Source organism: Tropicimonas sp. IMCC34011, from assembly GCF_003390865.1.
GTDB lineage: Bacteria > Pseudomonadota > Alphaproteobacteria > Rhodobacterales > Rhodobacteraceae > Tropicimonas_B.
The window spans coordinates 576198-602238 of the sequence record NZ_QMEJ01000001.1; the positions used below are offsets into that span (position 1 = coordinate 576198).

26 protein-coding genes are annotated in these 26041 nt (G+C 67.7%); 14 read left to right on the forward strand and 12 right to left on the reverse strand.

Features of this window, described 5'->3' with window-relative positions; genetic code table 11:
- Positions 1 to 18 precede the first annotated feature (18 nt).
- Positions 19 to 1026 carry a GTP 3',8-cyclase MoaA gene (gene moaA, locus DQG15_RS02770; protein WP_116082552.1) on the forward strand — a complete coding sequence of 336 codons (1008 nt, stop codon included), beginning with the start codon at positions 19 to 21 and terminating at the stop codon, positions 1024 to 1026.
- 74 nt (positions 1027 to 1100) lie between these two features.
- Here moaA and DQG15_RS02775 read toward each other — a convergent pair whose 3' ends face one another.
- Both DQG15_RS02775 and DQG15_RS02780 read right to left on the reverse strand, forming a co-directional pair.
- A complete protein-coding gene (locus tag DQG15_RS02775; RefSeq protein ID WP_232830683.1) occupies positions 1101 to 1421 on the reverse strand; it encodes an Hpt domain-containing protein in 321 nt (106 codons plus the stop codon).
- A gap of 47 nt (positions 1422 to 1468) precedes the next feature.
- A complete protein-coding gene (locus tag DQG15_RS02780; RefSeq protein WP_157968874.1) occupies positions 1469 to 2482 on the reverse strand; it encodes a PleD family two-component system response regulator in 1014 nt (337 codons plus the stop codon).
- Between the two features lie 229 nt (positions 2483 to 2711).
- On the opposite strand from DQG15_RS02780, the gene DQG15_RS02785 reads away from it, so the two are divergent.
- Positions 2712 to 3617, forward strand: a complete 906-nt coding sequence (locus tag DQG15_RS02785; protein WP_116082557.1) for a Ku protein — start codon at positions 2712 to 2714, stop codon at positions 3615 to 3617.
- Positions 3614 to 6073 (forward strand): DNA ligase D, encoded by a 2460-nt coding sequence (gene ligD, locus DQG15_RS02790; RefSeq protein ID WP_116082559.1) that lies wholly within the window; start codon positions 3614 to 3616, stop codon positions 6071 to 6073. Before DQG15_RS02785 ends, ligD begins: the two co-directional genes overlap by 4 nt.
- A gap of 513 nt (positions 6074 to 6586) precedes the next feature.
- Here the strand turns inward: ligD and DQG15_RS02795 are convergent.
- Together DQG15_RS02795 and DQG15_RS02800 are read right to left on the reverse strand one after the other, a co-directional pair.
- Positions 6587 to 7597, reverse strand: a complete 1011-nt coding sequence (locus DQG15_RS02795) for a GGDEF domain-containing protein (protein WP_116082561.1) — start codon at positions 7595 to 7597, stop codon at positions 6587 to 6589.
- On the reverse strand, positions 7594 to 8211 hold the full coding sequence (locus DQG15_RS02800; protein WP_116082562.1) for a heme NO-binding domain-containing protein: 618 nt from the start codon (positions 8209 to 8211) through the stop codon (positions 7594 to 7596). Before DQG15_RS02800 ends, DQG15_RS02795 begins: the two co-directional genes overlap by 4 nt.
- Positions 8212 to 8317: 106 nt before the next feature.
- On the opposite strand from DQG15_RS02800, the gene DQG15_RS02805 reads away from it, so the two are divergent.
- A complete protein-coding gene (locus DQG15_RS02805; protein WP_116082564.1) occupies positions 8318 to 9202 on the forward strand; it encodes a DMT family transporter in 885 nt (294 codons plus the stop codon).
- Positions 9203 to 9207: 5 nt separating this feature from the next.
- Here the strand turns inward: DQG15_RS02805 and DQG15_RS02810 are convergent, their stop codons facing one another.
- Both DQG15_RS02810 and DQG15_RS02815 read right to left on the reverse strand, forming a co-directional pair.
- On the reverse strand, positions 9208 to 9879 hold the full coding sequence (locus DQG15_RS02810) for an NUDIX domain-containing protein (RefSeq protein WP_116082565.1): 672 nt from the start codon (positions 9877 to 9879) through the stop codon (positions 9208 to 9210).
- Positions 9860 to 10291 (reverse strand): DUF983 domain-containing protein, encoded by a 432-nt coding sequence (locus tag DQG15_RS02815; protein ID WP_116082567.1) that lies wholly within the window; start codon positions 10289 to 10291, stop codon positions 9860 to 9862. Before DQG15_RS02815 ends, DQG15_RS02810 begins: the two co-directional genes overlap by 20 nt.
- Positions 10292 to 10545: 254 nt before the next feature.
- Between DQG15_RS02815 and DQG15_RS02820 the strand changes: the two genes are divergently transcribed.
- From DQG15_RS02820 to DQG15_RS02835, 4 genes are all read left to right on the forward strand, one after another.
- Entirely contained in the window at positions 10546 to 11148 is a 603-nt protein-coding gene (locus tag DQG15_RS02820; protein WP_198665053.1) for an EF-hand domain-containing protein, read from the forward strand.
- Positions 11149 to 11271: 123 nt separating this feature from the next.
- The gene (locus DQG15_RS02825) at positions 11272 to 11865 is read left to right on the forward strand and encodes an RNA polymerase sigma factor (RefSeq protein ID WP_116082570.1); all 594 of its coding nucleotides are present in this window, start codon (positions 11272 to 11274) and stop codon (positions 11863 to 11865) included.
- The gene (locus tag DQG15_RS02830) at positions 11862 to 12275 is read left to right on the forward strand and encodes a dihydroorotate dehydrogenase (RefSeq protein ID WP_116082571.1); all 414 of its coding nucleotides are present in this window, start codon (positions 11862 to 11864) and stop codon (positions 12273 to 12275) included. The genes DQG15_RS02825 and DQG15_RS02830 overlap by 4 nt, the downstream gene beginning before the upstream one ends.
- A complete protein-coding gene (locus DQG15_RS02835) occupies positions 12268 to 12771 on the forward strand; it encodes a periplasmic heavy metal sensor (RefSeq protein ID WP_157968875.1) in 504 nt (167 codons plus the stop codon). Before DQG15_RS02830 ends, DQG15_RS02835 begins: the two co-directional genes overlap by 8 nt.
- An 86-nt stretch (positions 12772 to 12857) precedes the next feature.
- Here DQG15_RS02835 and DQG15_RS02840 read toward each other — a convergent pair whose 3' ends face one another.
- Positions 12858 to 14387: a diguanylate cyclase gene (locus DQG15_RS02840; RefSeq protein WP_116082575.1), complete on the reverse strand. Its 1530-nt coding sequence runs from the start codon at positions 14385 to 14387 to the stop codon at positions 12858 to 12860.
- Positions 14388 to 14476: 89 nt separating this feature from the next.
- Here DQG15_RS02840 and DQG15_RS02845 point away from each other — a divergent pair, with 89 nt between their 5' ends.
- Entirely contained in the window at positions 14477 to 14755 is a 279-nt protein-coding gene (locus DQG15_RS02845; protein WP_116082576.1) for a DUF3572 domain-containing protein, read from the forward strand.
- Positions 14756 to 14777: 22 nt separating this feature from the next.
- Here the strand turns inward: DQG15_RS02845 and DQG15_RS02850 are convergent, their stop codons facing one another.
- Positions 14778 to 15824: an aldo/keto reductase gene (locus tag DQG15_RS02850; protein WP_116082578.1), complete on the reverse strand. Its 1047-nt coding sequence runs from the start codon at positions 15822 to 15824 to the stop codon at positions 14778 to 14780.
- 111 nt (positions 15825 to 15935) lie between these two features.
- Between DQG15_RS02850 and DQG15_RS02855 the strand changes: the two genes are divergently transcribed.
- Positions 15936 to 16583 (forward strand): ImuA family protein, encoded by a 648-nt coding sequence (locus tag DQG15_RS02855; protein ID WP_116082579.1) that lies wholly within the window; start codon positions 15936 to 15938, stop codon positions 16581 to 16583.
- 4 nt (positions 16584 to 16587) lie between these two features.
- Here DQG15_RS02855 and DQG15_RS02860 read toward each other — a convergent pair whose 3' ends face one another.
- The gene (locus DQG15_RS02860; RefSeq protein ID WP_232830684.1) at positions 16588 to 16941 is read right to left on the reverse strand and encodes a DUF6476 family protein; all 354 of its coding nucleotides are present in this window, start codon (positions 16939 to 16941) and stop codon (positions 16588 to 16590) included.
- Here DQG15_RS02860 and DQG15_RS02865 point away from each other — a divergent pair.
- From DQG15_RS02865 to DQG15_RS02880, 4 genes are all read left to right on the forward strand, one after another.
- Positions 16941 to 17981, forward strand: a complete 1041-nt coding sequence (locus tag DQG15_RS02865) for an RluA family pseudouridine synthase (protein WP_232830685.1) — start codon at positions 16941 to 16943, stop codon at positions 17979 to 17981. The genes DQG15_RS02860 and DQG15_RS02865 overlap by 1 nt on opposite strands.
- A gap of 191 nt (positions 17982 to 18172) precedes the next feature.
- Positions 18173 to 19072, forward strand: coding sequence for an RNA polymerase sigma factor RpoH (gene rpoH / locus DQG15_RS02870; protein WP_116082581.1), 900 nt, complete (start codon positions 18173 to 18175; stop codon positions 19070 to 19072).
- Between the two features lie 416 nt (positions 19073 to 19488).
- On the forward strand, positions 19489 to 20466 hold the full coding sequence (locus DQG15_RS02875; protein WP_116082583.1) for a Gfo/Idh/MocA family protein: 978 nt from the start codon (positions 19489 to 19491) through the stop codon (positions 20464 to 20466).
- A 66-nt stretch (positions 20467 to 20532) separates the two neighbouring features.
- Entirely contained in the window at positions 20533 to 21246 is a 714-nt protein-coding gene (locus tag DQG15_RS02880) for an NAD(P)-dependent oxidoreductase (RefSeq protein WP_232830686.1), read from the forward strand.
- A 64-nt stretch (positions 21247 to 21310) separates the two neighbouring features.
- Here DQG15_RS02880 and DQG15_RS02885 read toward each other — a convergent pair whose 3' ends face one another.
- From DQG15_RS02885 to DQG15_RS02895, 3 genes are all read right to left on the reverse strand, one after another.
- Positions 21311 to 23131, reverse strand: a complete 1821-nt coding sequence (locus tag DQG15_RS02885) for a M3 family oligoendopeptidase (RefSeq protein WP_370454155.1) — start codon at positions 23129 to 23131, stop codon at positions 21311 to 21313.
- A 142-nt stretch (positions 23132 to 23273) separates the two neighbouring features.
- Positions 23274 to 24872 (reverse strand): ATP-dependent DNA ligase, encoded by a 1599-nt coding sequence (locus tag DQG15_RS02890; protein ID WP_116082586.1) that lies wholly within the window; start codon positions 24870 to 24872, stop codon positions 23274 to 23276.
- Complete coding sequence (locus DQG15_RS02895) at positions 24869 to 25894, reverse strand: ligase-associated DNA damage response exonuclease (RefSeq protein WP_116082588.1); 1026 nt, start codon at positions 25892 to 25894, stop codon at positions 24869 to 24871. The genes DQG15_RS02890 and DQG15_RS02895 overlap by 4 nt, the downstream gene beginning before the upstream one ends.
- Positions 25895 to 26041 lie beyond the last annotated feature (147 nt).

Sequence of the window (26041 nt, forward strand, 5' to 3'; positions counted from 1 at the left end):
CACCTCTACCTCTGGGACATGGATGCACCCCTCATCGATCCGTTCCAGCGCGCGATCAGCTACCTGCGCGTCTCCGTCACAGACCGCTGCGATTTCCGCTGCGTATACTGCATGGCCGAAAACATGCAGTTCCTCCCCAAAAAGGAATTGCTGACGCTGGAAGAGCTCGACCGGATGTCCAGCGCCTTCATCCGTCTGGGTGTACGCAAGCTTCGGATCACCGGCGGGGAGCCGCTCGTCCGGCGCGATATCATGACCTATTTCGGCGCCATGTCCCGACATCTGGAGAGCGGCGCTCTCGATGAGTTGACCATCACGACCAACGGCTCGCAGCTTCATCGCTTCGCCGATGACCTCGCCGCCATCGGGATACGCCGCATCAATGTCAGCCTCGACACGCTGGATGAGGAGAAGTTCGCTCGCGTCACACGCTGGGGACGCCTGCCCCAGGTGCTGAAGGGGATTGATGCCGCGCAGCAGGCCGGCATCCGGGTCAAGATCAACACCGTCGCGCTCAGGGGCTTCAACGAGGACGAGCTTTTCGACCTGCAAGCCTGGTGCGCCGCGCGGGACATGGACCTGACCTTCATCGAAGTCATGCCGATGGGGGATCTGGGAAATGAGGATCGCGTCGGCCAGTACTGGTCCCTGAAGGATCTGCGCCGCCAGCTGGCGGAGCGTTTCACGCTCACGGACCTGGCCGAGCGCTCTGGCGGGCCGGCGCGCTACGTCAGGCTAGAGGAGTCGGCGCAGAAAATCGGCTTCATCACCCCGCTGACCCATAATTTCTGCGAAAGCTGCAACCGGGTCCGCCTCACCTGCACGGGCGAGCTGTTCATGTGCCTCGGGCAGGAAGATCAAGCAGATTTGCGACAGCCGTTGCGCGCTCATCCCGGAGACGACGCGCCGCTCGAGGCGGCGATTCGTGCCGCAATTTCGCGCAAGCCGAAGGGGCACGATTTCGATTACTCGCGATCGGAAGCCGGCGGGCAGATGTCACGTCACATGAGCCATACCGGCGGCTGATGGAGCGGGACTGGGTCGGGGGAAAGCTTAGTCTTCCAAGCATCTCGTACTCCGTGATACTGACAAATTTTCTTTCAACCGCGAGCGGTTAGGATACGATCCATCTCGTCGAGAAAATCCTCGACACATCGGCGTGCGGCGTCACCGAGCCGCTGACCGGGACGTGTTTCCGAGTGGGAGCGCAGTGCATCTTCCGCGTCTGACGCCAACCGTCCGAGGTCGTCGAAATCGATTGAGGCCGCGAGGCCGCGGATGCGGTGAGCCTCTTGCTCGATGCGGGGCAGAGCCTCTCCCGGCGCCTCCTCGGCCCGGTCCATCAGCGCGTCCAGCAACTCGAGCCGTGCGCCGAGGCCGGCGAGGAACGACGCGCGCACGGATCTGATCGTCTCGACCATCCCCGGGGGAAGGGTCGAGGACTTCGTGTAGTCAGATTGATGCATGGTCACATCATCCGGGACAGGCGCTCGGCATGCGCATCGAGCCGGGCCGCATCATCCGACGGCCGGCGGAAGGCGAAGCCCGGGATACGTCCTTCGCGCTGCCGCACATCATCGAGCGCGGCATGGACCATGGCCATGGCGCTCGAGCCGAAGAAGATCGAGTTGGTCTGCGGCAGGCCAGTCGCGACAGTGATCTCGCAGGGGATACCGTCCTCGGTGCTCAGCTCCATTGCGTCCACCGCGCCCTGAACCGCGTCCTGCAGTTCCGGTCCGATGGCCGGGTCCCCGCGGGAGGTAACGAGCGCGTACATCCCGCTGCCCATGTACGCCATGAGGAAGGAGGAGTTGCGGAATTGCTCCGAAATCGCCTCGGCGACGTCGGCGAGCGTGTAGTAGAGATCCGGCGCCGAGAGGGAGCCGAAGAGCCGGTCGAACTCGACGATGCGGAAGCCGATCGCGGTGGAGAGGAAGGACTGCCCGCGCGATAGCTGAAGCACGTAGTTCTCGAGAACGAGATGATCGACCACGCCCGGCACATCCTCGATGCTGATCGCGGTCTCGCGCTTGAAGCGGTAGGCCTCGTTCACCTTGGTCTTCAGCGTGTTGAGCGCGAAGACCTTGTCCGTCACGGCCTTGCGATCCTCCACCATGCGCTGCGCGATCCGCAGGCGGGTCCCGACCTCCAGGCCGTCGAACGGCTTGGTGATGTAATCCACGGCGCCCGCGGCGAAGGCCTTGTCGATATAGGCCCGGTCGGTCATCGCGGTGAGCATGACGATGGGCGTCGTCTTGTAGTCGTCCAGCATCCGGATCATCGAGCAAAGCTCGATCCCGTCCGTCTCCGGCATCTGGATGTCGAGGAGGATGCACTCGTAGGGCTGCGAAGCATTCATGATGAGATCGAAGGCTTCGCGCGCCGAAAGCGCCGTATCCACGTCGGTGTAGCCCATGTGGGCCATGGAGGGGACCAGAAGGTCGAGCAGCATCTGATCGTCGTCGACCGCAAGAATTCGCATGATCGCTCCTTTGGTCTGCGCCCCGGCGGGTGATCCGGGGGGCGTGAGTCGTTGCCCGGTTCGGGCCTTGCCCTCGGTTTGACCCTCCAAAAGGGACCAGATTGTGACGGCTTTCTGGTGTTTTCGGTGCCTCGCCTCGGCGCCCCCCATGACGCCCTCGCTGAACCGAAGCGACGCTCACGGCGTTGCCTCGCAGTCCGGTTCACCCAGCGGCAAGGAGATCGTTTTCATGGCACCTCGCGCTCTCTGGAAAGGCCAGCTGCGCCTTTCCCTCGTTTCGATCCCCGTCGAGATCTTCAGCGCGACGAAGACGGGCGCGCGCGTCTCGTTCCGTCAGATCCACGAGCCGTCGGGCGAGCGGATCCGGTACCAGAAGGTCGCCAAGGGCGTGGGGCCGGTGAAATCGGATGACATCGTCAAGGGTTACGAGGTCGGCGACGAGTATGTCCTCATCGAGCCCGAGGAGCTGGAGGAGATATGGCTCGAGACCAAGAAGACGCTCGAGCTGGTCCAGTTCGTGGATGCCTGCGAGATTCCGCCGCTCTACTTCGACAAGCCCTACTACATCGTCGCCTCAGACGATCTCGCCGCCGATGCCTACCGCGTGGTGCGCGATGCGCTCCGGGCAGCGGACAAGGTCGGCCTCGGGCAACTGACCATGCGCGGCAAGGAGTATCTCTGCGCGATAAAACCCTGCGGCGACGGGCTCTTGCTGGAAACGCTGCACTATGCGGACGAGATCCGGAACGCCGATCCCCTGTTCTCCGGAATGGAAGATGCCGAAAGCGACGAGGAGCTTCTCGATGTCGCCACGACCCTCATCGAGAAGAAGACCAAACCGTTCCATGCCGAGGCCTTCGAGGACAGCTACGACCAGGCGCTTCGCAAGCTGCTCGATGCCAAGGTCAAGAACAAGAAGACGCCGCGAGCCTCCGCCGACAAGGATGAGGGGGACGGCGAAGACAACGTCGTGGATCTGATGAGCGCTCTGAAGCAGAGCCTCAAGGAAGAGGGCGGCGGCTCGTCCTCCCGGCGCAAGGCGTCCGGGTCGAAATCCTCGGCCTCCAAACCGTCCTCCTCCGGCCCCGGCCGAGGCAAATCGAAAACCGCGGCCTCCCGGAAAAAGGCCTCATGACGGGCGATGCGGACCGCCTGAAGCGCTACAACGACAAGCGCGACTTTGCCCGCACGAGCGAGCCGAAGGGTGAGGCGGGCCGTTCTGGAACGACACTGAAGTTCTACGTCCAGAAGCACGACGCGACCCGCCTGCACTGGGATTTCCGCCTCGAATGGGACGGCGCCCTGCTGTCGTGGGCGGTGACGAAGGGGCCGTCTGACGATCCGGCCGAGAAGCGTCTCGCGGTGCGCACCGAGGATCATCCGCTGACCTACGGCACCTTCGAAGGCACGATCCCGAAGAAGGAATACGGCGGCGGCACCGTCATGCTCTGGGATCAGGGCGACTGGGAGCCGCTGCACGATCCGTCCGAGGGCCTCGAGAGCGGAAAGCTGCACTTCCGCCTCAGCGGTGAGCGGATGGAAGGCGGGTGGGCGCTGGTCCGTATGCGCGGAAAAAAGGGCGAGACGCGGGAGAACTGGCTGCTGATCAAGGAGAAGGACGATTTCGCAGGCGATGACGGCGATCGCCTGACGCGGGAGTTCATGACAAGCGTGAAGACGAGCCGCGGGATGGACGAGATTGCGCAAGGCCGCGATGCGCCGGACGCTTCCGATAGGGCCTCACCCAACTCCGCCCAGCGCGGCAAGCGCCCCGCCTTCGAGGGAGTGCAGCTCGCCACGCTGGTTGAGGAGGCCCCGGAGGGCGACGATTGGTGGCACGAGACCAAGTTCGATGGCTATCGCTGCCTGATCGCGCTCGGCAAGGGCGGGCCGGTCTTCTACACCCGGTCCGGCAAGGACTGGTCGGACAGGTTCGCGGACCTCGAAGAGGCCGCCGCCGCCCTGCCCTGCAAATCCGCGCTGATCGACGGCGAAGTGATGGCCGCCCGGATCGACGGATCCCCCTTCTCCTCCCTTCAGGCCGCGCTCTCGGAGGGCGGTCCGCTCGTCTTCCATGCATTCGACTGTCTTGCGAAGGACGGGAAGGACCTCCGCGGAAAGCCCCTGACGGAACGCCGCGCGGCGCTGGAGGCGCTGCTGAAGGACGCGCCGAAGACCGGCAAGATCCGCCTGACGGAGGTCATCACGGGCGGCGGCGGCGAGGTCTTCGCGGAGGCGTGCGAGGAGGGCGCCGAGGGGATCATCAGCAAGCGGACGAACGCCCCTTACCGCGCCTCCCGGGCCAAGGCCTGGGTCAAGGTCAAATGCACGAAGCGGCAGGAATTCGTCATCGGCGGGCTCTCCCCATCGGACAAGGCCGGACGCCCGTTCTCCTCCCTGCTTCTCGGTGAGTTCCGGGACGGGACGCTGATCTATCGGGGCCGCGTCGGGACCGGGTTCAAGGCTCGGGATTTCGAGGCCATCGAGAAAGCCGCAAGGCCACGCAAGACGTCCCCCTTCGAAGATGTCCCCGAGGGTATGGCTAGAGGCGCGATCTGGGTCACGCCCGACATGATCGCCGAGGTCGATTTCACGGAGCTGACGCGGGAGGGGCATATCCGGCACGGCGCCTTTCTCGGTCTGAGGTCGGACAAGGACGCAGCGGAGGTGCGAATGGATCACGAGACCGCAGAGGAAGATGCCGTCGTCGCCGGCATCGCCATCACCCATCCCGCACGACAGCTGTTCCTTGATCCCGGCACCACCAAGCTGGTCCTTGCGAACTACTACGAGATGGCCGGCGCACGGATGGTGGAGGCGGCCGGAGACCGGCCTCTCTCCCTCTTGCGCTGCCCGTCGGGCCCGGAGGAGTCGTGCTTCTTTCAGAAGCATCCGGGCAAGGGGTGGCCGGAAGACATGCCCCGCGTGGAGGTCGAGGAGAAGGACGGGACGGAGGATTACCTTTACGCCACCCGGCCCTCGCATCTCGTCGCCTCCGCGCAGATGGGCGCGATCGAGTTCCATATCTGGGGCGCTAGACGGGACAGGCTGGATCGGCCGGACCGCATCGTCTTCGATCTCGACCCCGACGAGGGCCTCGACTTCGCCGATGTGAAACACGCGGCCTTCGACGTGAAGGACAGGCTGGAGGATCTGGGGATCACCGCGTCGGCCATGGTGACGGGCGGCAAGGGCGTCCATGTCTGGGCGCCGCTTCGGCGGACACGCAGCTGGGAGACGGTGAAGCTCTTCAGCAAGACGGTTGCACATGTGATGCAACACGACGCTCCGGGCCGCTACGTCGCCACCATGTCCAAGGCCAAGCGGAAGGGAAAGATCTTCATTGACTGGCTGCGCAACGAGCGCGGCAGCACGGCCATCTCCCCCTATTCCGTTCGTGCCCGCGCCGGTGGCCCGGTTGCGCGGCCGGTGACGTGGAACGAGCTGGACAGCTTGGGCTCGGCGAACGCTTTCACGCTGGATGCCGCGGACCGCTGGTGGCCCGAAACCTGCCCCTATCTCGCCGCTCAGGACTCGTTGCAATCCATTACCGACAGGACCATCGACGCGCTGGAGAAGATGACGTCCTGACGCGGTGCTGGAGCGCGGTGCACCCTGCGCCCGGCCCTCATCCAGATGCGTGAGTTCAGCGCGGGCCTGCGCCTGCCGGATACCCGCGATCGCGAAGTTCGACGAGGCGGCGTTGCCGACGCGACAAGACCGAAACCGCAACCGCGGGCCACGCCGCTCGCGCCCGGCGCCCGGAAACCTGCTTGCATCGGCGAGGAACGGCGGCGGGCCGCCGGCTACCCCGCCTGCGAGACCGCCGGGATGGCGAGACATCCTGGCCGACGGGCCGACCGGACGTGCAACGCGCAGGAATGGTGTTGGCGGCGTCCGCGCTGATCCCGGATCCCGTACAAGGTCGTTCCAAGGGCCAATGATCGCCGAGCGGCGCCCTGCATTTCCCCGGCCCGTCCCGCAGCCCGAGACATCTGCACCTCTCCGATCAATGCCGCGGCGTCGTTCGCCCCAGACGCCGGCCGCCAGACTCCGACGATTGCGCTCTCACCGGACGCACCGGCTGCCTTCTAGCCACATCCGTCACCCCTCCCCCTCGGCAAAGGTACAGCGTCCGCGACCGGCATGCTTGGACGCGTAGAGCGCGGCATCCGCCCGGGAGAGAAGCGACGCGGGGTCCGCGTTCGTACCCTGCGACACCGCCACGCCGATGGAGGCCGACACGTGGCAGGTGACCCCACCGGCCCTGATCGGCTCCTCGATACGGGCGATCAGGGTCTTGCCGAGAGCCGAGAGCCGGTCCGGATCGACGGTGCCCGGCAGGAGCAGGCAGAACTCGTCACCACCAAGGCGTGCCGCGATGTCCCCCTTCCGGATCTGCCCCGACAGGATCGCGGCGACCCGGAGCAGCACATCGTCGCCGGCGGCATGACCGTGGGTGTCGTTCACCGCCTTGAAATGATCGAGGTCCATCTGAAGGACCGCGAAGGGCCGGCCACCGTCGACCAGCGTCTGCAATGCGTCGTCAAGCGCGCGGCGGTTCCTGAGCCCGGTCAGCGCGTCGGTCGCCGCCCTTTCCTCGGCAGCCTGCTGCGCGCCGTAGATCTGCGCGGTCAGGCGCTCCGCGTCGCTCATCACGGCGTGTTTCGCCTCGACGAGGTAAAGCATCTCGATCGCAAGATCGGTCTCGGCGAAGTCCCCGGCGTTCAGGTGATACTGCCGGACCGCGTCCACAATCGAGATCCCGAAGGACAGGTTCACGAGGGCGCCGCCTCCCTCGGGCAGAGGGACCGCGGTCGCCTTGAAGGCCGTACGGGGAAAATCGCGGAAGCCGAGACGCAGGCGCCCCTCCCCGGCGACGAGATCGGGGACGCTGCACGCCCCCGCCGGCCTGCGCAAATCGAAGACCTCGAAGAAGCTCTGCCCCTCGAGCCCGGCGCGCAGCCGCGTCATCGTTCGCCCCGCCTGTTCTATCGTGCCATCCGCAGCGACGACGAGATGCATCGGCATCAACCGCTCGAGCACTTCGGGCGCAAGGCCGGTCGGCGCCGCGGGACGCGCCTTCCCGAATTCGCTCTGCCTGGACGCCGTCATTCGCCGCGCTCCGGACCCACGAGCGAGAACGCCCTGGCCTCGGCGAAGGAAACGTCGATCAGGGTCAGCCCGAGATGGAAACTGCCGGCACCGAACGCACCAGCATCCGGTTCCTCCGGCGGCGGATCGAGAAGCGCAAGCGTGCCGTAATCGTCCGCCAGGGCGCGCAGGATCCCGCATAAAACGTAACCGTATCCCCGATGAGGCGCGTCGACCCCGATCGTGTAGCTTCCGTCGCGGTCCTGACAGAGCCGAATGGCAGGCAGGTGAAGGCCGGAGACGGCCAGACGGGCGCGGCCCGGAAGATCCTCGAGGGAATTCAGGAAATCGGGAAACGTCTCGCCGCCGAAGCGCAGGAGGCGGCGGATCGGCGCGGTCCCCCGGCTGGCCACGAGCCACGTCCCCAGATCCTCCAGCACCACCGGAGCCGGCTTTTCGAGGACACGGGATGTAGCCTGGAGGAGGCGGTGCGTCACCGGCGTGTTGCGGACCATGAGCGGCATGAAGGGCTGGTTGGGATCGATGGCCGCCTCCCGCGCCACGCGGCGCCATGCATCCGGCCCCGCCGTATCGATGGCGAATCCCTGGATCGCCCTGTTGATCAGACCGTGCATCCGCCTCGAATCCCGTCTCTGCCCCTAACGGCAGGTTAGGATCCAATTCCTAACGAGCGGCAAATACGCGCTTTCGCCCTCCTCGCGGGCATGACAAGGGACCACGATGGAGCCCTGGATCCTCGCCACATTCGCCGCAGCCCTCTTCCAGACGGTGCGCTTCGCGCTGCAGAAGCGGCTGAACATGGGCGGCCTGTCCTCTGCCGGCGCCACGTGGGCCCGCTTTCTCTGGGCGGCCCCTTTCCTCGTCCTCGGCCTCGCCGGCGCGCTTGTCGCGGGCCAGGAGATGCCGGCCGCTGCCCCCTCCTTCTGGCTCTTCGCCCTCGGCGGTGCGGTGGGGCAGATCGCGGCGACGATCTGGGTGGTGAGCCTCTTCCGCCTCAGGCATTTCGCGGTGGGGATCACGCTGAAGAAATCCGAGATCCTGATGACGGCGGCCATGGGCTGGGCCATCCTCGGCGACACGCTGCCGCCCCTCGCGGTTCTGGCGATCCTCGTCGGTGCGTGCGGCCTCGTGTTCCTGTCCCTCCCCGAACGCGGCCTGCGCCCGGACGGGCGGGCGCTGGTGCTGGGCCTCGCTTCCGGAGCGGCCTTCGCGGTGGCCGGCGTGTCCTATCGCGGGGCAACGCTGGCGCTCATGGACGGATCGGTGGCCCTCCGTGCCGGCGTCGCGCTGACCATCGTCGTCGTGATGCAGACCGCGATCATGGCCATATGGTTCGCCCTCAGGGACAGGCCGCAGATCGGTCACGTGCTTCGCGCATGGCGGCCGGGACTGCTCGTCGGGCTGACATCGCTCGCCGGAAGCTATTGCTGGTTCGCGGCCTTCGCGCAGATGAATGCCGCGGTGGTGCAGGCGGTCGGACAGGTCGAGCTGCTCTTCGGGATCGCTGGCGGCGTTCTCTTCTTCGGGGAACGGATCACCCTGCGCGAGGGCGCGGGGATCGCGGCGCTCGGCGTGTCCATCGTGGCGCTGATCGTGCTGAGCTGACGGGATCAGCCGAGGCGGCTCGACCGGGTCAGTCGCGCTTCGCAGGCAACGAGGCGCGGCGGAAGGTCCGGGTTGTCTAGGCGATCGGCGAGCTCGCCCAGCGCGAGGCGGGTTATGAAGGGCGGATCGTCCGCAAGGGCGGCCTCCATCGGCACCCAGGCCAGGCTCGAGAGCTCCCCGTCTCCCGCATGTCCCGCCTCGACGAGCGCTTCGGCGGGCGCGCTGAAGATCCGCGCATCGAAACGACGGGGCCGGCCCGGCGGCGTGACCGCGCGCAGGACGAGGCGAAGCGCGGAGGCGTCGGGGACATAGCCCGCCTCGGCGAAGCCGCGCCAGCCAGCCGGCGGATCCTCCCACGCCCCGGGCACGCCGAGCAGAAGGCCCGTCTCCTCCCAGGTTTCCCGGATCGCGGCGACGAGGAGCGCCCGCGGCGCAAGCTCGGAGCGCAACCCGAGACGATACAGCTCGCGCTCCGGCGGCATCGCGGCCAGCGGAACCTCCTCATCGGTGGCTTCGACGGCGCCGCCGGGAAAGACCATGCGGCCCGGCAGGAAGGCCGCGCGCCCGCCTCGCCGGCCCATCAGCACCTCGGGCCCGGACGCGCCCTCGCGATGGAAGATCACCGTCGCCGCGGGCCGGACCGGGATATGCGGCGCCTCAGTCAGTGGCCGGCTCACCCTGCCCGAAGCCATGCATCCTGCGGGACCACTGAAGGCCCACGAACGCCCCCTTGATTCTCGGCAGGAGCCAGAGCGACAGCACGATGACGCCGGCCGACAGCGTCAGCGCCATCATCAGCGGGCTGGGCCGCAGGTGGACCCAGACGAGGTGGATCACGACACCGAGGATGTGCCCCACGAGGAGGATGGTGACATAGGCCGGGCCGTCATCGGCGCGCTGGTGCGACAGATCCTCCCCGCAGACGGGACAGGCGGGACGCACCTTGAGGTACTTGAAGAGGATCTTCCCCTCGCCGCAATTGGGGCAGCGCTGGCGGAAGCCGCGCAGGACGGACTGGCCGAGGGGACGGTCGTCCCCGCCCCGTTCGGGCGCGGCCGGGTGCTGTTCCGTGCCGTGATCGAGATCCATGGCTGTGGCTCCTTCGGTGCTCTCCGCGAAGACCATACATAGGGAAGATCGGACGTCATGGCGACGGGTGCATCGGTCGCAGGGCCCCGGGACCGCCGTTGCGGGCCGCTGGCATCTGACGAAAGCGTGACGACGGAATGCGGCGCGTGGTGCGTGGAACCCTTCGAAGCGCCGGGCGGTGGCCTCCCCCACGGGACCAAGGCGGACCGGGGCTTCGACGCGGACGACATATTCCCGAGAGGACCTGTTCCAAGATGACACGGATGACCCTGATCGCCTCCCTGATCGCCGCCGGCCTCGCCCCCGCGGCCTTCGCCCAGAGCGCCGGCCCCGAGCGTGCCGACCGCCCGGCCTTCGCCGATCTCGATGCCGATGGCGACGGCGACCTCTCCCTCGAGGAGCTCTCGAACCGGTCGCGCGCCCGTGCTGCCGCGATGTTCGACGCCGCCGATGAGGACGGCGACGGCGAGATCAGCCTCGAGGACATGCGCGCCGCGGCGGAACGCCGGGAGGCAGAGCGCTTCGAACGGCACGTGGGCCGGATGTTCGACAGGCTCGATACGGACGGGGACGGCACGGTGACCCGTCAGGACGCACTGGACGCGGCGGAGCAAGCCCAGATGCACGGGCATCGCGGCGGGCCGGGCATGCGCGGCGCGCATCCCGGCAAGCGGGAGCGCGCGGAGGATGGCGGCCGGCCGCATCGCGGCACCTGGCGCGGCGGACCGGACAGAGGCGGCATGGCCCGCGCCATGATCCACCTCGGCGATACGGACGGCAACGGATCGCTGAGCGAGGCCGAGTTCGACGCGCTGCGGGCGCTCCGTCCAGGACCCGACGGGCAGGACGCCCGGTGACGCGGCCCCGCTCCTGAGCACATCCCGCGCGGCGGGGCCGAGGCGGATGTTCGCCCGGCCCCGCCCTGATCGCCCGGCCCGCCATTGTCGGGCGACGAACCGGCAGGATACCAAAGCCGAAGGATGGACATGCCGCTCGACGTCACCGAGGAGAGGTCCGACGAGGACCTGCTCGCGCTCTATGCCGGCGGAGACCGCGCAGCGGCCCGCGCCCTGACCCTGCGCCTCGCCCCACGCATCCATGCGCTGGCGAGCCGGATGCTCGGCGATGGCGCGGAGGCGGAGGACGTCACGCAGGAGGCGATGCTGCGGCTGTGGAAGATTGCCCCCGACTGGCGCCGGGGAGAGGCGCAGGTTTCGACATGGCTCTGGCGGGTCGCGTCGAACCTCTGCACCGACCGCCTGCGCCGACGTCGGTCCGTGGGCTGGGACATCGCGTTCCCGGAGGGAACCGAGCCCGCCGCGGACGCCCCTGGCGTCGAAGCGGGCTTGCAGCACCGGGCCCGGACCGCCGCTCTCCGGGCCGCGCTGGCGGACCTGCCGGAGCGGCAATGCACCGCCATCACCCTTCGCCACCTCGAGGGGTTGCCCAACCCCGAGATCGCGGATGTGATGGGCGTCGGCATCGAGGCGGTGGAAAGCCTGATCGCGCGCGGCAAGCGCGGCCTGTCCGCGATCCTCAAGGGGCGTCGCGACGAACTGGGGTTCGAAGAATGAAGACGAGGACCACGAAGACCGGGACCGAACTGGACCTGCGGCAGGATGCCGAGCTGGACGCCCTTTTCGCGGCGGCGCGGCAGGAGGGGGCCGCGCCCTCGACCGCGCTGATGGGCCGTATCCTTGCCGATGCCTACGACGTCGCCGAGGCGCGGGAGATCGACCCCGTGCACGCCCCCGCGCCATCGCTCCCAGCAAGCGGTCGCATTCGACGTGCGCTCGCCGCCCTCGGCGGCTGGCCGGCCGCAGCGACCCTAAGCGCGGCGACACTGGCAGGTCTCTGGATCGGCTACGCGCCGCCTTTCGCCGTGGACCTGCCCGGCGTGACCGGCGACGAGGAGACCACCCTCGCGTGGGCGATGCCCGATATCTCCCCCCTTCTGACCGAGGATGCCGCCGTCGATGGCTGATACGCCCGCCCCGTCCCGCCGCGTGCCGATCTGGCTGCGTGCCTTACTCATCCTGTCGCTGGCCCTGAACCTGCTGGTCGGCGGCATCGTCATCGGAGCGGCCCTGAAGGACCGGCACCGCCCTGCGCGCGTCGAGGGCGAACTGGGCCTCGGCCCCTACCTGTCCGCTTTCGGCCAGCGGGATCGGGAGGCGCTGCGCGGCGCGGCGGCAGAGGGCCGGGCCGCCTTCCGGGCGGACCGCCGGGAGATGCGCACGACCTTCGCCGAGACGATCGAGGCGCTCCGCGCGGATCCGTTCGACCCGGCACGGCTGGAGAGCCTGCTCGCCCGGCAGGGGGAAATCGTCGATCGGGGACGGAAGCGCGGCCACGCGATCATGATCGAGCGCCTCTCGACCATGGACGCCGCCGAACGCGCGGCGTTTGCCGACCGGTTGCAACAGGCGATCCGCCGCGGACCAGGGCGGCGCGGCCCTCCACCGGGGAAGCGAGACTGATGGCCTACAACTGGCGGCACAGGTTTCCGGAAACCGTTTCGCTGCAAAGCCTTGCGCCGATATATTGAGACGGATCACGCTGCCGCTTATCCAGCCTGCGCCACGTCCTCTCCTCTCGAGCCCTTTATATTTTGGCAGGATCGTATGACCCGATTGCGGCCCGCCGTCTTGGCTCCGTAGAGCGCCTGGTCAGCATCCGCGAGGATCTCCGCCGAACTGCGGCCGTCCTCTCCGCAGAACGTCGTCAGGCCGATCGAGATCGTCTGTTTCAGGGAATGCGCCTCGCGCTCCATCGTGCTTCCCGCAGGCGTCGACGCAAGGGCGACGGGGCGGCTGCTCGCCTCCCGGCGCAGGCGTTCCGCCATGGCGAGCGTCTCGGTCAGGTCCGTGTCGGGAAGGATCACAAGGAACTCCTCACCGCCGATCCGTCCGATCAGGTCGCGCGTCCGGCAGGCACGGGACAAACGGCTGGCGATTTCGGACAGGACGATGTCCCCCGCCGCATGGCCGAAGGTGTCGTTGACGTCCTTGAAGTTGTCGAGATCGACCACGAGCACGCCACAGCACGATTTGGTCCTGGCCGCATTGTGCACGGTGTCGGCCAGCACAGCGAGGACCGCCCGGCGGTTGGCAAGGCCCGTGAGGGGGTCGAGGACGGCAGCTTCTAGCCCGTCGCGCAGCGCGCGGCGGCGACGGTCGGCAACCCGCTTCCGGGCAATCTGCCTGGACAGAAGGATGGCGCAGGTCTCGAAATCCACCGGCAGGCCGATCACGTCCCAGGCGCCGATATCGAGGGCGTAGGCGGCGATCTCCGGATCGGACGTGGCAACGATGATCCCGCATTGCCGCGTCGCCTCGTTGGAGCGCAGATCGTTGACGAGGCCGAGCACCTCGCCCGGCAGCGCATCGCGCCGCGACAGGACGAGGAAAAGGTCCGGCGGGGTTCGGGCGTCGGCGTCGCGACCGCTCGGTCTGCGCCGCCGCTCCTCCCAGGCGTCGAGCGCCTCGGTCCGGTCCATGATCTCGATCGCGTGATGGCAGAAGCGCGCGAGGCGCCCGCGCCAGAGGATCGCCTCGCCGCGATCCGAAGCGACGATTACCGCCCGCCCCGGCCGCTCGAAGGTCTGGGCGGCTTCCGCCAGTCCCGTGCCGAACAGGTTCGGCGCAGGTGCGCTCGTGGCGAAGGTATCCGGGCCGAGTACGGCATTCGGCGTCATGTCCTGCGCTTCCGCCGCCACGCGCCGCAGATTGCGGATCCTCGCCAGCAGGAGCGTTGCATCGACGGGCACGCTCATCACGTCCTCCGCCCCGGCGTGAAGTGCCCCCCGGCGGATCGCCGGCGCGTCGTTGGAGGTGCTCTCGTCCCCCATCCGCAAAATGGCGATGATCGGCACGTGCGCGAGCAGCGGGTCCGCCTTCATGCGGCGGCAGAGGCTCACACCCAGCCTGTCATCCCCCACGGACAGAAGAATGATCTGCGGATGTGTCCGCCGCGCCTCCCGCAACCCGTTGCACAGCGTCGCCTGAACGAAATCGTGACAGCTCTCACCAAGCTGCGCCTTCAGGGCGATACGGTTGGTTGCGAGATCGTCGACGATGAGAATAGGACCTGACATGTTTGGAACAATTCGCCTCGCCCATGGGGTGCGTTCACTTCTGGGCAGAAATGGTTAACAAATGATGACCAGACCTCCGGGGATCGATCATGTCGCAGGATAGCGCCGAAATTCTCGCCATCAGGGCACTGGGCTGGCTGGCGCGGGAGGACGATTTGCTCGAGGTCTTCCTCGGCTCGTCGGGATTGGCGCGGGACGAGCTGGCCGCGGGCGCCGCGGATCCGGAGTTCCTCGCCTCGGTGCTGGATTTCGTGATGATGGACGATGCCTGGGTGATGCGCTTCGCCGAGGCGGAGAACGTCGCCCCCGAAACGCTGCGGCTCGCCCGTGCCGACCTGCCCGGCGGCGCCCTGCCCGAATGGACCTGACGCCGCCGGTTCGCGCGCTCGATCAGTAGGGCAGCGGGTGGGCCCTGTGAGCCTTGCCGATCTCGGCCATCACCTCGTCGGTCAGCGTCACGTCAGCCGCGCCGAGAGCGGTCTCGAGCTGCTCGGGCGTCGTCGCGCCGATGATCGTGGAGCCCATGAAGGGCCGGGTCATGCAGAAGGCCAGCGCCATCTGGGCAAGGTCCAGCCCATGCGCCTCGGCGATGTTCGCATAGGCCTCGACCGCCGCATGCACCCCGTCCGTCATTCGCCCGCCAAGGCCGGCGTTGATCGACTGACGGCTACCCTCCGGCACGGCGCCGCCGCGATACTTGCCGGTCAGCAGGCCCGCGGCGAGCGGCGAATAGCACAGAAGCGGCACATCCTCGGTGACCGAGAGCTCGGCGAGGTCCGTGTCGTAAAGACGGCAGAGGAGCGAATACTCGTTCTGGATCGAGGCCATCCGCGGCAGGCCGTCCCGCCGGGCGATCTCCAGCCACTTGGCTGTCCCCCAGGCCGTCTCGTTCGATAGCGCGATCTCCCGCAGCTTGCCTTCGGCGCGAAGCTCGGCCGCGGTGCCGAGAACGTCCGCCATGTGCTGCTCGGTCTCGGCGCGGGAGATGCCGCTGGGATCGAAGTCCCAGTTCTGGCGGAAGTGGTAGGAGCCGCGGTTCGGCCAGTGAAGCTGGTAGAGGTCGATGCGGTCGGTTCCGAGGCGCCGGAGCGAGCCCTCGAGCGAGGCGCGCATCGTGTCGGGATGAACGCCGCGCCCGTCATTCGCGAAGCCGCCGTTCGGCCCGGCGATCTTCGTGGCGATCAGCATCTTCTCCCGCCGGCCGGCGGCGCCCGCGTACCATTCGCCTATGATCTCCTCGGTGCGGCCGGTGGTGTCGTCCCGCCGCGGGGTGGTGGGGTACATCTCGGCCGCGTCCATGATGGTCACGCCGGCCTCGACCGACCGGTCGATCTGGGCATGGGCCTCGGCCGCGTCGTTCTGGCTGCCCCATGTCATGGTGCCGAGGCAGATTTCGCTGACCTCGAGGCCGCTTTCGCCGATCTTTCTCGTCTTCATCGCAGCATGTCCTTCGCAAGGGATCTCTTCCCTACCGGACTACCCGACGGAGCGGCAGCCGCAAGGGGAGCGGACTTGAGAACGAAGTATGAACATTCTAAACTTGGGCCCATGACCGAGTCGCTTCATACCCTCCTGTCCCGGACCTCCCGCAGCGCGCGGCCCGCGATGACGCTCCTGCCGGGCGTGGACCTCGCCCTCGGCCGGACGCACGAGATCTGCGGTCCCGCCAGGCGCACACTCGCCGTTGCCATCGCCGGCGCCCGCCCCGGCCCGGTCATCTGGATCGTGCCGGCCTGGTATCCCGAACGGCTGAACGGCGAGGGGCTGACCCGCTGGATGGATCCCGCCCGCGTCTACACCGTGACGCCGCGGCGGGAGGAGGATCTGCTGTGGTGCATGGAGGAAAGCCTGCGCTCGGGCTCCGTCCCCACCGTGGTGGCCGAGCTGCCCCGTCCGCCGGGGCTGACACCGGTGCGGCGGCTGCACCTGGCCGCGGAGACGGGGTCCGAGCGGAAGGACGATCCGGCGCACTGGCCGATGGGGCTGATCCTGACGGCGGAGGGTGGCTCCGCCGGGATCGAGACGCGCTGGTCCCTGGCCTCGCGGCATTCGGAGGCGCCGAAGAAGAGCTTCGGACGCTGGCGCATCAGCCGTCTCAGGGCCCGCTCCGCCCCGACGGCGGATTGGATGCTCACCGCGCGCGAGGGACCGGACCGGCGCCTGAGCCTCGTGCCGCTTCTGGGCGGGCTCGCCTGAGCGCTCAGGGCAGCGCGACGGCGACCTCGTCCAGCACCGTTCCGTCCGCCCCGAGGATCAGGATGCGGCCGTCATCGGTGACCACCGCCCACCATCCGTCTCCGCGGGTCACCGCAAGGGGCGTTGCGCCCGGCGGCAGGTCCGGGCTATCGGGGAAGGCCGGCGGTGCCGAGGGGGCCGACAGGCGCAGCGCGACGAGACCGCTCACGGTGCCGACACCGAGGATCATCGTCACCAGAAGCGCCATGACGAGCCCCCTCAACCAGCGCAGCGCGCGCAGGTCGGCCGGGTCCGGCGGCGGGCCGGCCGGGAGCACCTCCCCGGCATCTGAATCGGGCGTGAGCGAAGGGCGGTCCATTGGAAGACCTCGAAGACGCGATATGGGTGACGATCGGAGCCGAGCCGCCGGGTCGGCTTGATAAGGCGCTTTCGCGGGATGTGCCAGAGAGCGCCGCGCTCAGCCGCTCGCGCCTCGCAAGGCTCATAGAGAACGGCCATGTCAGCCGGGACGGCGCGCCCCTCACCGATCCCAGGGCCAGGGTCGCCGAGGGCGATCGTCTTCGCATCGACGTGCCGCCCCCTGCCCCGACCCACATGACGGCCGAGGACATCCCGCTCGACATTGCCTTCGAGGACGCTCACCTGATCGTGGTGAACAAGCCCGCCGGCATGGTCGTCCACCCCGCCCCCGGAACGCCCTCCGGCACCCTCGTCAACGCGCTCCTCGGGCATTGCGGCGAGACGCTCTCCGGCGTCGGCGGCTCGGCCCGTCCCGGCATCGTGCACCGGATCGACAAGGAGACATCGGGGCTTCTCGTCGTGGCCAAGTCCGACGCCGCCCATCACGGCCTCGCCGCGCAGTTCGAGGCGCATACCGCCGACCGGCGGTACCTCGCGATCTGCCACGGCGCGCCGGATCCGGCCGATCCCCGTCTTGGCGGTATGTCCGCCGCGCGCTGGGAAGACGGCGGCGTCCTCAGGATCGAGACGCGTCTCGGCCGTCATCCCAAGGACCGTCAGAGACAGGCCGTCCAGCAATCGGGCGGACGCCGGGCCGTGACCCGCGCCCGGGCCCGCGAGACCTTCGGGACGCCTCCGGCCGCCGCTCTGCTGGAATGCCGCCTCGAAACCGGGCGCACCCACCAGATCCGCGTCCACCTGTCGCACCTGGGCTTTCCGCTTGCAGGCGATCCGGTCTACGGAGGTCGCCGCCGAGCACCCCCGAAGTCCCTCGGCGCGGCGGCCGAAGCGATGGATCGCTTTGAAAGGCAGGCACTTCACGCCGCCACCCTGGCGTTCGTTCATCCCGTGAGCGAAGAGCGGCTCTCCTTCGAAGCCCCCCTGCCGGAGGACATGACGGCGCTTCTCGGGGCCCTCCGCGCCTCGGGTCCGGCCTGACACATGCCTCATTTCGCCGTGAAACCGCGACGGTAACCCTTCATTAATGCGTTGTTTCCATGTTCGATGCGGACGCGGCAGAAATCCGGACCGGACGAACTTGAACTGATCGGTTTAGTTCTTATATCTGATCCAACAGGCGAGGCATGCCTTTGAACATGTGCCCGCCCGCTCGACACGGAGGGAAGGTCATGGCCAATTTTGCAAGTCTCCCGGCACCGTCGCCGGAACAGGGCCTCAACCGCTATCTGCAGGAAATCCGGAAGTTTCCGATGCTGGAGCCGGAGCAGGAATACATGCTCGCCAAGCGCTGGACCGACCATGAGGACAGCGAGGCGGCGCACCAGCTCGTCACGTCCCACCTGCGTCTCGCGGCGAAGATCGCCATGGGCTATCGCGGCTACGGCCTGCCGCAGGCCGAGGTGATCTCGGAGGCGAATGTCGGCCTGATGCAGGCCGTCAAGCGGTTCGATCCGGAGAAGGGCTTCCGTCTCGCGACTTACGCGATGTGGTGGATCCGTGCCTCCATCCAAGAGTACATCCTTCGGTCCTGGAGCCTCGTGAAGCTGGGCACGACCAGCGCGCAGAAGAAGCTGTTCTTCAACCTCCGCAAGGCCAAGGCCCGCCTTGGCGCGCTCGAAGAAGGCGATCTGCGGCCGGACAACGTCAAGCGGATCGCCACTGATCTCGGGGTCACCGAAGAAGAGGTGATCAGCATGAACCGCCGGATGTCCGGCGGGGATGCCTCGCTCAACGCGATGATCGGCAGCGACGGCGACAGCTCGACGCAATGGCAGGACTGGCTCGAGGACGAGGATGCCGACCAGGCCGAAGCCTACGCCGAGAGTGACGAGATGAGCGTCCGGCGGGAGCTTCTGATGGAAGCGATGGAGGTGCTGAACGACCGTGAGAAGGACATTCTTACCCAGCGCCGTCTTGCAGAGCCGTCCGTGACCCTCGAAGACCTCTCCGGCGTCTACAATGTCAGCCGGGAGCGGATCCGCCAGATCGAGGTCCGCGCCTTCGAGAAGCTCCAGAACCGGATGCGCTCCCTCGCGTCGGAGCGCGGCGTGGTGGCCGAACCGGTCTGACCCGAGTTCAAGACCTGACTGCAAGCGCACCCGGCCGCAGATGATGCGGCCGGGTGTTCTTTGTTGAGGGGGGGGAAGATGCGTAGGCGCGCACGTCCGGGCATGCGTCGAACGAGGAGCCATCGCCCCTTCACTTGATGCCGTGCGGCAGAGGGACGGCACTATTTCGCCCCGAACGTTGCCAGACCCGAAGGGCCGCCTCGGGCCAATTCGTCGAACGCCGGACGGGACAGGCCGGGCTATCCGCCATAAGCCTTCGTTGCCCCGGAACGCAGTCACGCAATGCCCCCTTGGACGCGCACGGCCTCAAACCGGGCCACGCGCAGGGCGCTCCTTTCACGCGCACTTCGCCAGCCCTTTTCCCCTCCTCCCCCCTTCGCTACCGTCCGCAAAGCTGGTTCACGGGAGGAAAACGCATGAGCGAACAACCGATCCGCTGGGGTATCCTTGGCGCAGCAGACTTCGCGCAGCGGCAGATGGCCCCTGCGATCCACAGCGCGAGAGGCGCCGTTCTCGCCGCGCTCGGCACGTCCTCGTCCGAGAAGGCCGCGCCGTTCCAGTCCCTGAACCCGGATCTGCGGGTCCTCGACAGTTACGACGCCGTCCTGCAGGACCCGGACATCGACGCGGTCTATATCCCCCTGCCGAACGCGCTCCATGTCGAGTGGACGGAGAAGGCGCTTCGAGCGGGCAAGCACGTCCTGACCGAAAAACCCATCGCCATGGAGGCCGAGGAGATCGACCGGCTGATCGCGGTGCGGGACGAGACCGGATTGCAGGCTGCCGAGGCCTACATGATCGTGCATCACCCCCAATGGCAGCGCGTGCGGGAGATGCTCAGCGGAGGCGTGATCGGGACGCTGCGGCATGTCACCGGCTTCTTCGGCTTCAACAACACCGACTTGTCGAACATCCGCAACCGCGCCGGTGACGGCGGCGGGATCATTCCCGATATCGGCGTCTACGTCTACGGCTCCACACGCTGGGCCACCGGGCAGGAGCCGGTCGAGATCACCGCCGCGGATCTGACATGGGAGAACGGCGTCGATGTCTCTGCCTCCGTCGCCGCCCGTTTCCAGGGATTTACCGCGAACTGGCTGACCTCCATGCGGATCGACAACGCGCAACGCATGGTCTTCCTGGGCGATGCCGGCGCGATCGAGGTGCACACGCCGTTCAACGCGCAGTCCTACGGCGAAGCACGGATCTCCCTGCGCCAGGGCATGACGGTGACGGAAGAGCGCTTCCCGGACGCCGCCCAGTACGTCTTGCAAGTCGAAGCATTCGGCGCGGCGATCCGCGGCGAGCGGCCGTTCCCGTGGACGCTGGAGGACGCGCGGGGGACCCAGGCTGTCATCGACGCCGTTTACGAGGCGGGAAATCCGCCGATGTAGCGGCCGCGGGGAACGCGAGGCGCCCGTGCCTGTTGGGCTGCGAATTTGAGCTTCAGGAGAGGCGCGATGAGCGAACCAGGGCGAAAGACGATCCTCGTGATCGGGGCGAACGGCGCGACGGGGCGCGACGCGGTGCAGGCCGCCCGCCGCCGCGGTCACAAGGTGATCGCATGTGAACCGCATTGGTCGCAGGACGAGAAGCCACAGGACCCGGATGTCGAGGCGCGGGATCTGGACGTGATGTCGGGGGACCTCGCGCCGCAGCTTGAGGGTGCGGATGCAGTCGTGTCGGCCATCGGCGTGCCGTTGTCGCTGAAGACGGCCTTCGATCCGCCGCCGCTCTACACTCGCGGCGTGCGCAATACGATCACCGGAATGCGGAAGGCCGGCCTCTCCCGCCTCATCGTCATTTCCGCGGCATTCGTGGAGCAGCGACGCCATGGCCCGATCTGGTTCCAGATGTCGGCCATGAATGCCCTCCGCCGGGTCTACGACCAGATGGGCGCAATGGAGCACATGCTGGAGGCGTCAGACGACTGGCTCAACTGGACCGCCGTGCGCCCCGGGTGGCTCATGGATGGCGAGGTCACCGGCGATTACCAGGTGTTCCCGGACCATCTGCCGAAAGAGGTCGTGAGAACCCGCCACGCCGACCTCGGAGACTTCATGGTGCGCCTTGCCGAAAGTGGCGAATGGTCCCGCCAGACCCCGGCCATCGGAAGACGGGAGGCGCCGGACAAATCCTCGCCGAAGGAGCTGTTCAAGGAACTGGCTGGATAAGGGAATCCCGGCGGCCGGGCGCGCATCGGCACGCCCGGTCCCGCTGTCCGGTACCGCTCGAGGCTCAGTCTTCCATGGCCTCGAGCTCGTCGATGAAGCTTGAGATCATCGACAGGCCCTTTTCCCAGAACGCGGGGTCGGAGGCGTCGAGACCGAACGGCGCCAGAAGCTCCTTGTGGTGCTTGGAGCCGCCGGCCTTCAGCATCTCGAAGTACTTCTCCTGAAAGCCCTCCGGCGCTTCCTCGTAGGAGGCGTAGAGCGCGTTCACGAGACCGTCTCCGAAGGCATAGGCATAGACATAGAAGGGCGAGTGCACGAAGTGCGGGACGTAGGTCCAGAACGTCTCGTAGCCCTCCATGAAGGTAAATGCGGGCCCGAGGCTCTCCCCTTGCACGCTCATCCACAGCGCGTTGATGTCCTCCACCGTGAGCTCGCCATGGCGACGCGCCTCGTGCAGTTTGCATTCGAAATCGTAGAACGCGATCTGCCGGACGACGGTGTTGATCATGTCCTCGACCTTGCCAGCGAGCAGGACCTTGCGCTCCTTGTCGGTCCCGGCCGCGGCGAGCATCTTCCGGAAGGTCAGCATCTCTCCGAAGACGGACGCGGTCTCGGCCAGCGTCAGCGGTGTGTTGGCCAGAAGCTCCCCCTGCCCGGCCGCGAGGCGCTGGTGGACGCCGTGGCCAAGCTCGTGCGCCAGCGTCATCACATCGCGCGGTTTGCCGAGGTAGTTCAGCATCACGTAGGGGTGCACGTCGACCACGGTCGGATGCGCGAAGGCGCCCGGCGCCTTGCCCGGCTTCACCGCGGCATCGGTCCAGCCCTTAGAGAAAAACGGCTCGGCCAGCTCCGCCATGCGCGGGTCGAACCCGGCATAGGCGGACATCACCATCTCCTGCGCCTCGTTCCAGCCGATGACGCGCTCGGTCTCCATCGGCAGGGGCGCGTTGCGGTCCCAGACCTCCAGCGTGTCCAGCCCCATCCACTTGCGCTTGAGCTCGTAGTACCTGTGCGAGAGGCGCGGATAGGCGTTCACCACGGCATTGCGCAGCGCCTCGACCACCTCGGGCTCGACATGGTTGGACAGGTGCCGGCCCGTCTGCGGCGTCGGCATGGAGCGCCAGCGATCCTCGATCTCCTTCTCCTTGGCGAGCGTGTTGTGCACCCGCGCGAAGAGCCGGACGTTCTGCCCGAAGACGCGCGCCAGTTCGCGCGCCGCGGCCTCGCGGGTGTCGCGGGCGCGGCTCGTCAGGAGGTCGAGCGTCGCTTCGAGGCTCCGTGTCTCACCCTCGACGGTGAATTCGAGGCCCGCCATTGTCTCGTCGAAGAGGCGGTTCCAGGCAGAGGCGCCGACGGTCGACTGGTCGTGCAGGAACTTCTCGAGCTCGTCCGAGAGCTGGTAGGGCCGCATTGCCCGCATCCGCTCGAAGATCGGGCGATAGCGCGCCAGATCGTCATTGTGGGACAGAAGATCCTCGAGATGGGCATCCTCGATCCGGTTCATCTCCAGCGAGAAGAAAACGAGCGGCGTGGTGTAGTCCGTCACCTTCTGCTGCGCATCGCCGATGAACTTGGCGCGCTCGCCGTCGGTGGTGTTCTGATAGTAGCGCAGGCCGGCATAGGACATCAGGCGTCCGGCGACGATGTCGATCCGCTCGTAGCGCAGGACGCAGTCGAGCATCCCGGCGCTGTCCAGCGAGGCCAGCTTGCCCTCGAAATCCTCCGCGAAGGAGCGGCAGGCCTCTTCCAGCCAGTCGAGATCGCGCTTGAACTCGGCGCCGTCCGGCGCGGGGTAGAGATCGCTCAGATCCCATTCCGGCAGGTCGCCGAAATCGCGCTCCCCGGCCGTGGCATTTGCATCGCGGAGCGGCTTGGGGTCGAACATCGGGGCCTCCATGGCGTGGCAGCGTCGTTTGAGGGTCCAAGGGTTAGGAGGGTTGGCGGCGGGAGGCAAGACGGGGCGGTGAGACGGTCCGAGCGCCCTGCCCTCGATCAAGGCCCGGCGGGCCAACCTCGCCCGGCGGCATTCATCCGTACGCCGCCAGCATGTCCTTCAGATCATCCAGAGTGTTGGCCTCTTCCGCTGGCTTGTCGAGGCGCCAGCGGCTCATGCGGGGGAAGCGGAGCGCCACGCCGGACTTGTGTCGCGGGCTCTTCTGGATCCCCTCGAATGCAATCTCGAAGACATGGACCGGCTTCACCTGCCGCACGGGCCCGTAGCGTTCCAGCGTGTTCTTGCGCACCCAGGCGGTGATCTTGCGGAATTCGGCATCGGTCAGGCCCGAATACGCCTTGGTGAACGGGACCAGCGCCTCTCCGTCCCGTACGGCAAAAGTGAAATCGGTGAAGAGGTTGGCGCGGCGGCCGTGCCCCTGCTGGGCGTAGATCATCACCGCGTCGATCATCAGCGGATCGACCTTCCACTTCCACCAATCCCCCTTCTTCCGGCCCGAGAGATAGGGGGACGCGCGGCGCTTGAGCATGACGCCCTCGGCCTGCCGCTCCCGGCTCTCTGCGCGCAAAGCCGCAAGCGCGTCCCACGTCTCGAACGTCAGGAGCGGCGAGGGCCTGATCGGGCATTCCGGGGGCAGGTCGGCGAGGGCCGCATCGAGCAGCGCCCGGCGGTCGTCGAAGGGCCGCGCGCGGATGTCCTCGCCGTTCCATTCCAGAAGGTCGTAGGCGCGGATCACGACGGGGGCGTCGCGCAGAAGCGCCTTCGGCACCGTCTTTCGCCCGATCCGTTTCTGCAGCGCGTTGAACGACATCGGGGCGTCCGCCCCCTCCTCCCAGGCGAGGAGTTCGCCGTCGATCACGGTGCCCGGCGGCACGAAATCCCGCGTGACGGCGAGTTCCGGGAACCGGTCCGTCATCAGTTCCTCGCCGCGGGACCACACGTGATGCTCCCCGCCGCGCAGGACGAGCTGCCCCCGGATGCCGTCCCACTTGTACTCCGCCGCCCAGTCTTCGGGCGCGCCCAGTTCCTCTGGTCCGGCGTCGAGCTGGTAGGCGAGATAAAAGGGATAGGGCCGCGACAGGTCCGCCGAAGGGTCGTGCGCGACGATGAGGGCCTCCCATGTCGTCGTCTGCGGCGTCCAGTCTCCCATCAGGCGGTGCGCGAGGTCGGGCTCGTCGATCCCGGTCGCCTGCGCGAGCGCCCGCGTCATCAGCTTCTGCGACACGCCCATGCGGAAGCCGCCGGTCATCAGCTTGTTGAAGACGAACCGCTCAACCGGTCCCTGCCCGTCCCATGCGGCTAGAATGGTCGCCTTGCGCTCCACCTCGTCCATCTTCGGCAGCGCCTGGATCACGGCGATCCACTCGGCCAGAGGACGGTCGTCGCTGCCCCCTCCCTCGGGCAGGATGAGCGCGATGGTCTCGGCCAGATCGCCGACGATGGGATAGCTTTCCTCGAAGAGCCAGAGCGGCAGGCCCGCCCGCTCCGCCGCCCATTCGCGCAGGAGCGTGGAGGTGACAGTCCGCTTGGGGCGACGGCCGGAGAGGAGCGCGACGGTCCAGAGCCTGTCCGCCTCGGGCGCCTCTTGGAGGTACGCCGCGAGCGCAGCGACCTTGGCGTTGGTCTTCGTGGTCTGGTCGAGGGCGGTGAAGAGCCGAGCGAACCGCTTCATGCCGCCTCCTCCCCCTCGCCCTGCCCCTCGAGGCTCTCGCCCTCGTATTCGGTCTCGACGATACGGGCGTCGTACCCCTGCTCTTCCAGCCAGCGGCGGAAGATCGACGTGTACCCGTGGGTGACGAGCACCGTTTCCGCGCCGGTCTCCCGGATGGCCGCGTTCAGTCCGTCCCAGTCGGCATGATCGGACATGACGAATCCCCGGTCCGCCGAGCGCCGTCGCCTGACCCCGCGCATTCGCATCCAGCCCGAGGCGAAGGCCGAAGAGGCGGCGCCGAAGCGGCGCATCCAGGGTGTGCCAAGCGCCGAGGGCGTCGCGAGGACGAGCGCGCCGGGATGATCCTTCGGCTTCGTCTCGGGGGTGACGCGGATCGTCTCGGGAAGCGCGATCCCCTGCCCCCGGAGGACGTCATTCGTCGACTCGACGGCCCCGTGCGTCAGGATCGGCCCCTGTGACGCGTCGATATTAGCGAGGATCCGCTGCGCCTTTCCAAGCGCATATGCCCCGAGGACAGAAACCCGTCCCGCCGCCTGGTTCGCCGCCCACCAGGCATTGATATCGGCGATCACCTCCGCCTGCGGGTCCCATTTGAAGATCGGCAATCCGAAGGTGCATTCGGTGACGAAGGCATGGCAGCGGACCGGCTCGAACGGCTCGGACAGCCCGTCCGCCTCCGTCTTGTAGTCCCCCGAGACGACCCAGACCTCGCCGTTCACCTCCACCCGGACCTGCGCCGAGCCCGGCACGTGGCCCGCGGGATGGTAGGACACCTCGGCGTCCCCGATGGTGCGCACCTCGCCGTACTCGATCTCCTCGAGGCGGATATCCCCCAGCCGATGTCGCATCACGGGCGCCGCCGCGCGCGTCGCGAGATAGCGCGCGTGACCTGCGCGGGCGTGATCCGCGTGACCATGGGTGATCAGCGCCCGATCGACGGGGCGCCACGGGTCGATGAAGAAGTCGCCGGCGGGGCAATAGATACCCTTGTCCGTGACGGTGAGAACGGGATTGCTGGCCATGCGAGGGAAGATAAGCCGCGCGGCCGCCGCGTCACGCCCTGCTTGGGGGATGCAGGGAGGCGGTGCCGGACGGGGCGAACCGTGGGTCCGGGACAGACCGGATTGCGCCCGCCGGGGCGGAGGCCTCTGCGCCCCGCTCCCGCAGGG

What these genes read in the sequence shown, in the direction of transcription:
- moaA (WP_116082552.1), top strand. Translation starts at nt 19, where the DNA reads ATGGATGCACCCCTCATCGATCCGTTCCAGCGCGCGATCAGCTACCTG.
- DQG15_RS02775 (WP_232830683.1), bottom strand. Translation starts at nt 1,421, where the DNA reads ATGGTCGAGACGATCAGATCCGTGCGCGCGTCGTTCCTCGCCGGCCTC.
- DQG15_RS02780 (WP_157968874.1), bottom strand. Translation starts at nt 2,482, where the DNA reads ATGCGAATTCTTGCGGTCGACGACGATCAGATGCTGCTCGACCTTCTG.
- DQG15_RS02785 (WP_116082557.1), top strand. Translation starts at nt 2,712, where the DNA reads ATGGCACCTCGCGCTCTCTGGAAAGGCCAGCTGCGCCTTTCCCTCGTT.
- ligD (WP_116082559.1), top strand. Translation starts at nt 3,614, where the DNA reads ATGACGGGCGATGCGGACCGCCTGAAGCGCTACAACGACAAGCGCGAC.
- DQG15_RS02795 (WP_116082561.1), bottom strand. Translation starts at nt 7,597, where the DNA reads ATGACGGCGTCCAGGCAGAGCGAATTCGGGAAGGCGCGTCCCGCGGCG.
- DQG15_RS02800 (WP_116082562.1), bottom strand. Translation starts at nt 8,211, where the DNA reads ATGCACGGTCTGATCAACAGGGCGATCCAGGGATTCGCCATCGATACG.
- DQG15_RS02805 (WP_116082564.1), top strand. Translation starts at nt 8,318, where the DNA reads ATGGAGCCCTGGATCCTCGCCACATTCGCCGCAGCCCTCTTCCAGACG.
- DQG15_RS02815 (WP_116082567.1), bottom strand. Translation starts at nt 10,291, where the DNA reads ATGGATCTCGATCACGGCACGGAACAGCACCCGGCCGCGCCCGAACGG.
- DQG15_RS02820 (WP_198665053.1), top strand. Translation starts at nt 10,546, where the DNA reads ATGACACGGATGACCCTGATCGCCTCCCTGATCGCCGCCGGCCTCGCC.
- DQG15_RS02825 (WP_116082570.1), top strand. Translation starts at nt 11,272, where the DNA reads ATGGACATGCCGCTCGACGTCACCGAGGAGAGGTCCGACGAGGACCTG.
- DQG15_RS02830 (WP_116082571.1), top strand. Translation starts at nt 11,862, where the DNA reads ATGAAGACGAGGACCACGAAGACCGGGACCGAACTGGACCTGCGGCAG.
- DQG15_RS02835 (WP_157968875.1), top strand. Translation starts at nt 12,268, where the DNA reads ATGGCTGATACGCCCGCCCCGTCCCGCCGCGTGCCGATCTGGCTGCGT.
- DQG15_RS02840 (WP_116082575.1), bottom strand. Translation starts at nt 14,387, where the DNA reads ATGTCAGGTCCTATTCTCATCGTCGACGATCTCGCAACCAACCGTATC.
- DQG15_RS02845 (WP_116082576.1), top strand. Translation starts at nt 14,477, where the DNA reads ATGTCGCAGGATAGCGCCGAAATTCTCGCCATCAGGGCACTGGGCTGG.
- DQG15_RS02850 (WP_116082578.1), bottom strand. Translation starts at nt 15,824, where the DNA reads ATGAAGACGAGAAAGATCGGCGAAAGCGGCCTCGAGGTCAGCGAAATC.
- DQG15_RS02855 (WP_116082579.1), top strand. Translation starts at nt 15,936, where the DNA reads ATGACCGAGTCGCTTCATACCCTCCTGTCCCGGACCTCCCGCAGCGCG.
- DQG15_RS02860 (WP_232830684.1), bottom strand. Translation starts at nt 16,941, where the DNA reads ATGGACCGCCCTTCGCTCACGCCCGATTCAGATGCCGGGGAGGTGCTC.
- rpoH (WP_116082581.1), top strand. Translation starts at nt 18,173, where the DNA reads ATGGCCAATTTTGCAAGTCTCCCGGCACCGTCGCCGGAACAGGGCCTC.
- DQG15_RS02875 (WP_116082583.1), top strand. Translation starts at nt 19,489, where the DNA reads ATGAGCGAACAACCGATCCGCTGGGGTATCCTTGGCGCAGCAGACTTC.
- DQG15_RS02880 (WP_232830686.1), top strand. Translation starts at nt 20,533, where the DNA reads ATGAGCGAACCAGGGCGAAAGACGATCCTCGTGATCGGGGCGAACGGC.
- DQG15_RS02885 (WP_370454155.1), bottom strand. Translation starts at nt 23,131, where the DNA reads ATGTTCGACCCCAAGCCGCTCCGCGATGCAAATGCCACGGCCGGGGAG.
- DQG15_RS02890 (WP_116082586.1), bottom strand. Translation starts at nt 24,872, where the DNA reads ATGAAGCGGTTCGCTCGGCTCTTCACCGCCCTCGACCAGACCACGAAG.
- DQG15_RS02895 (WP_116082588.1), bottom strand. Translation starts at nt 25,894, where the DNA reads ATGGCCAGCAATCCCGTTCTCACCGTCACGGACAAGGGTATCTATTGC.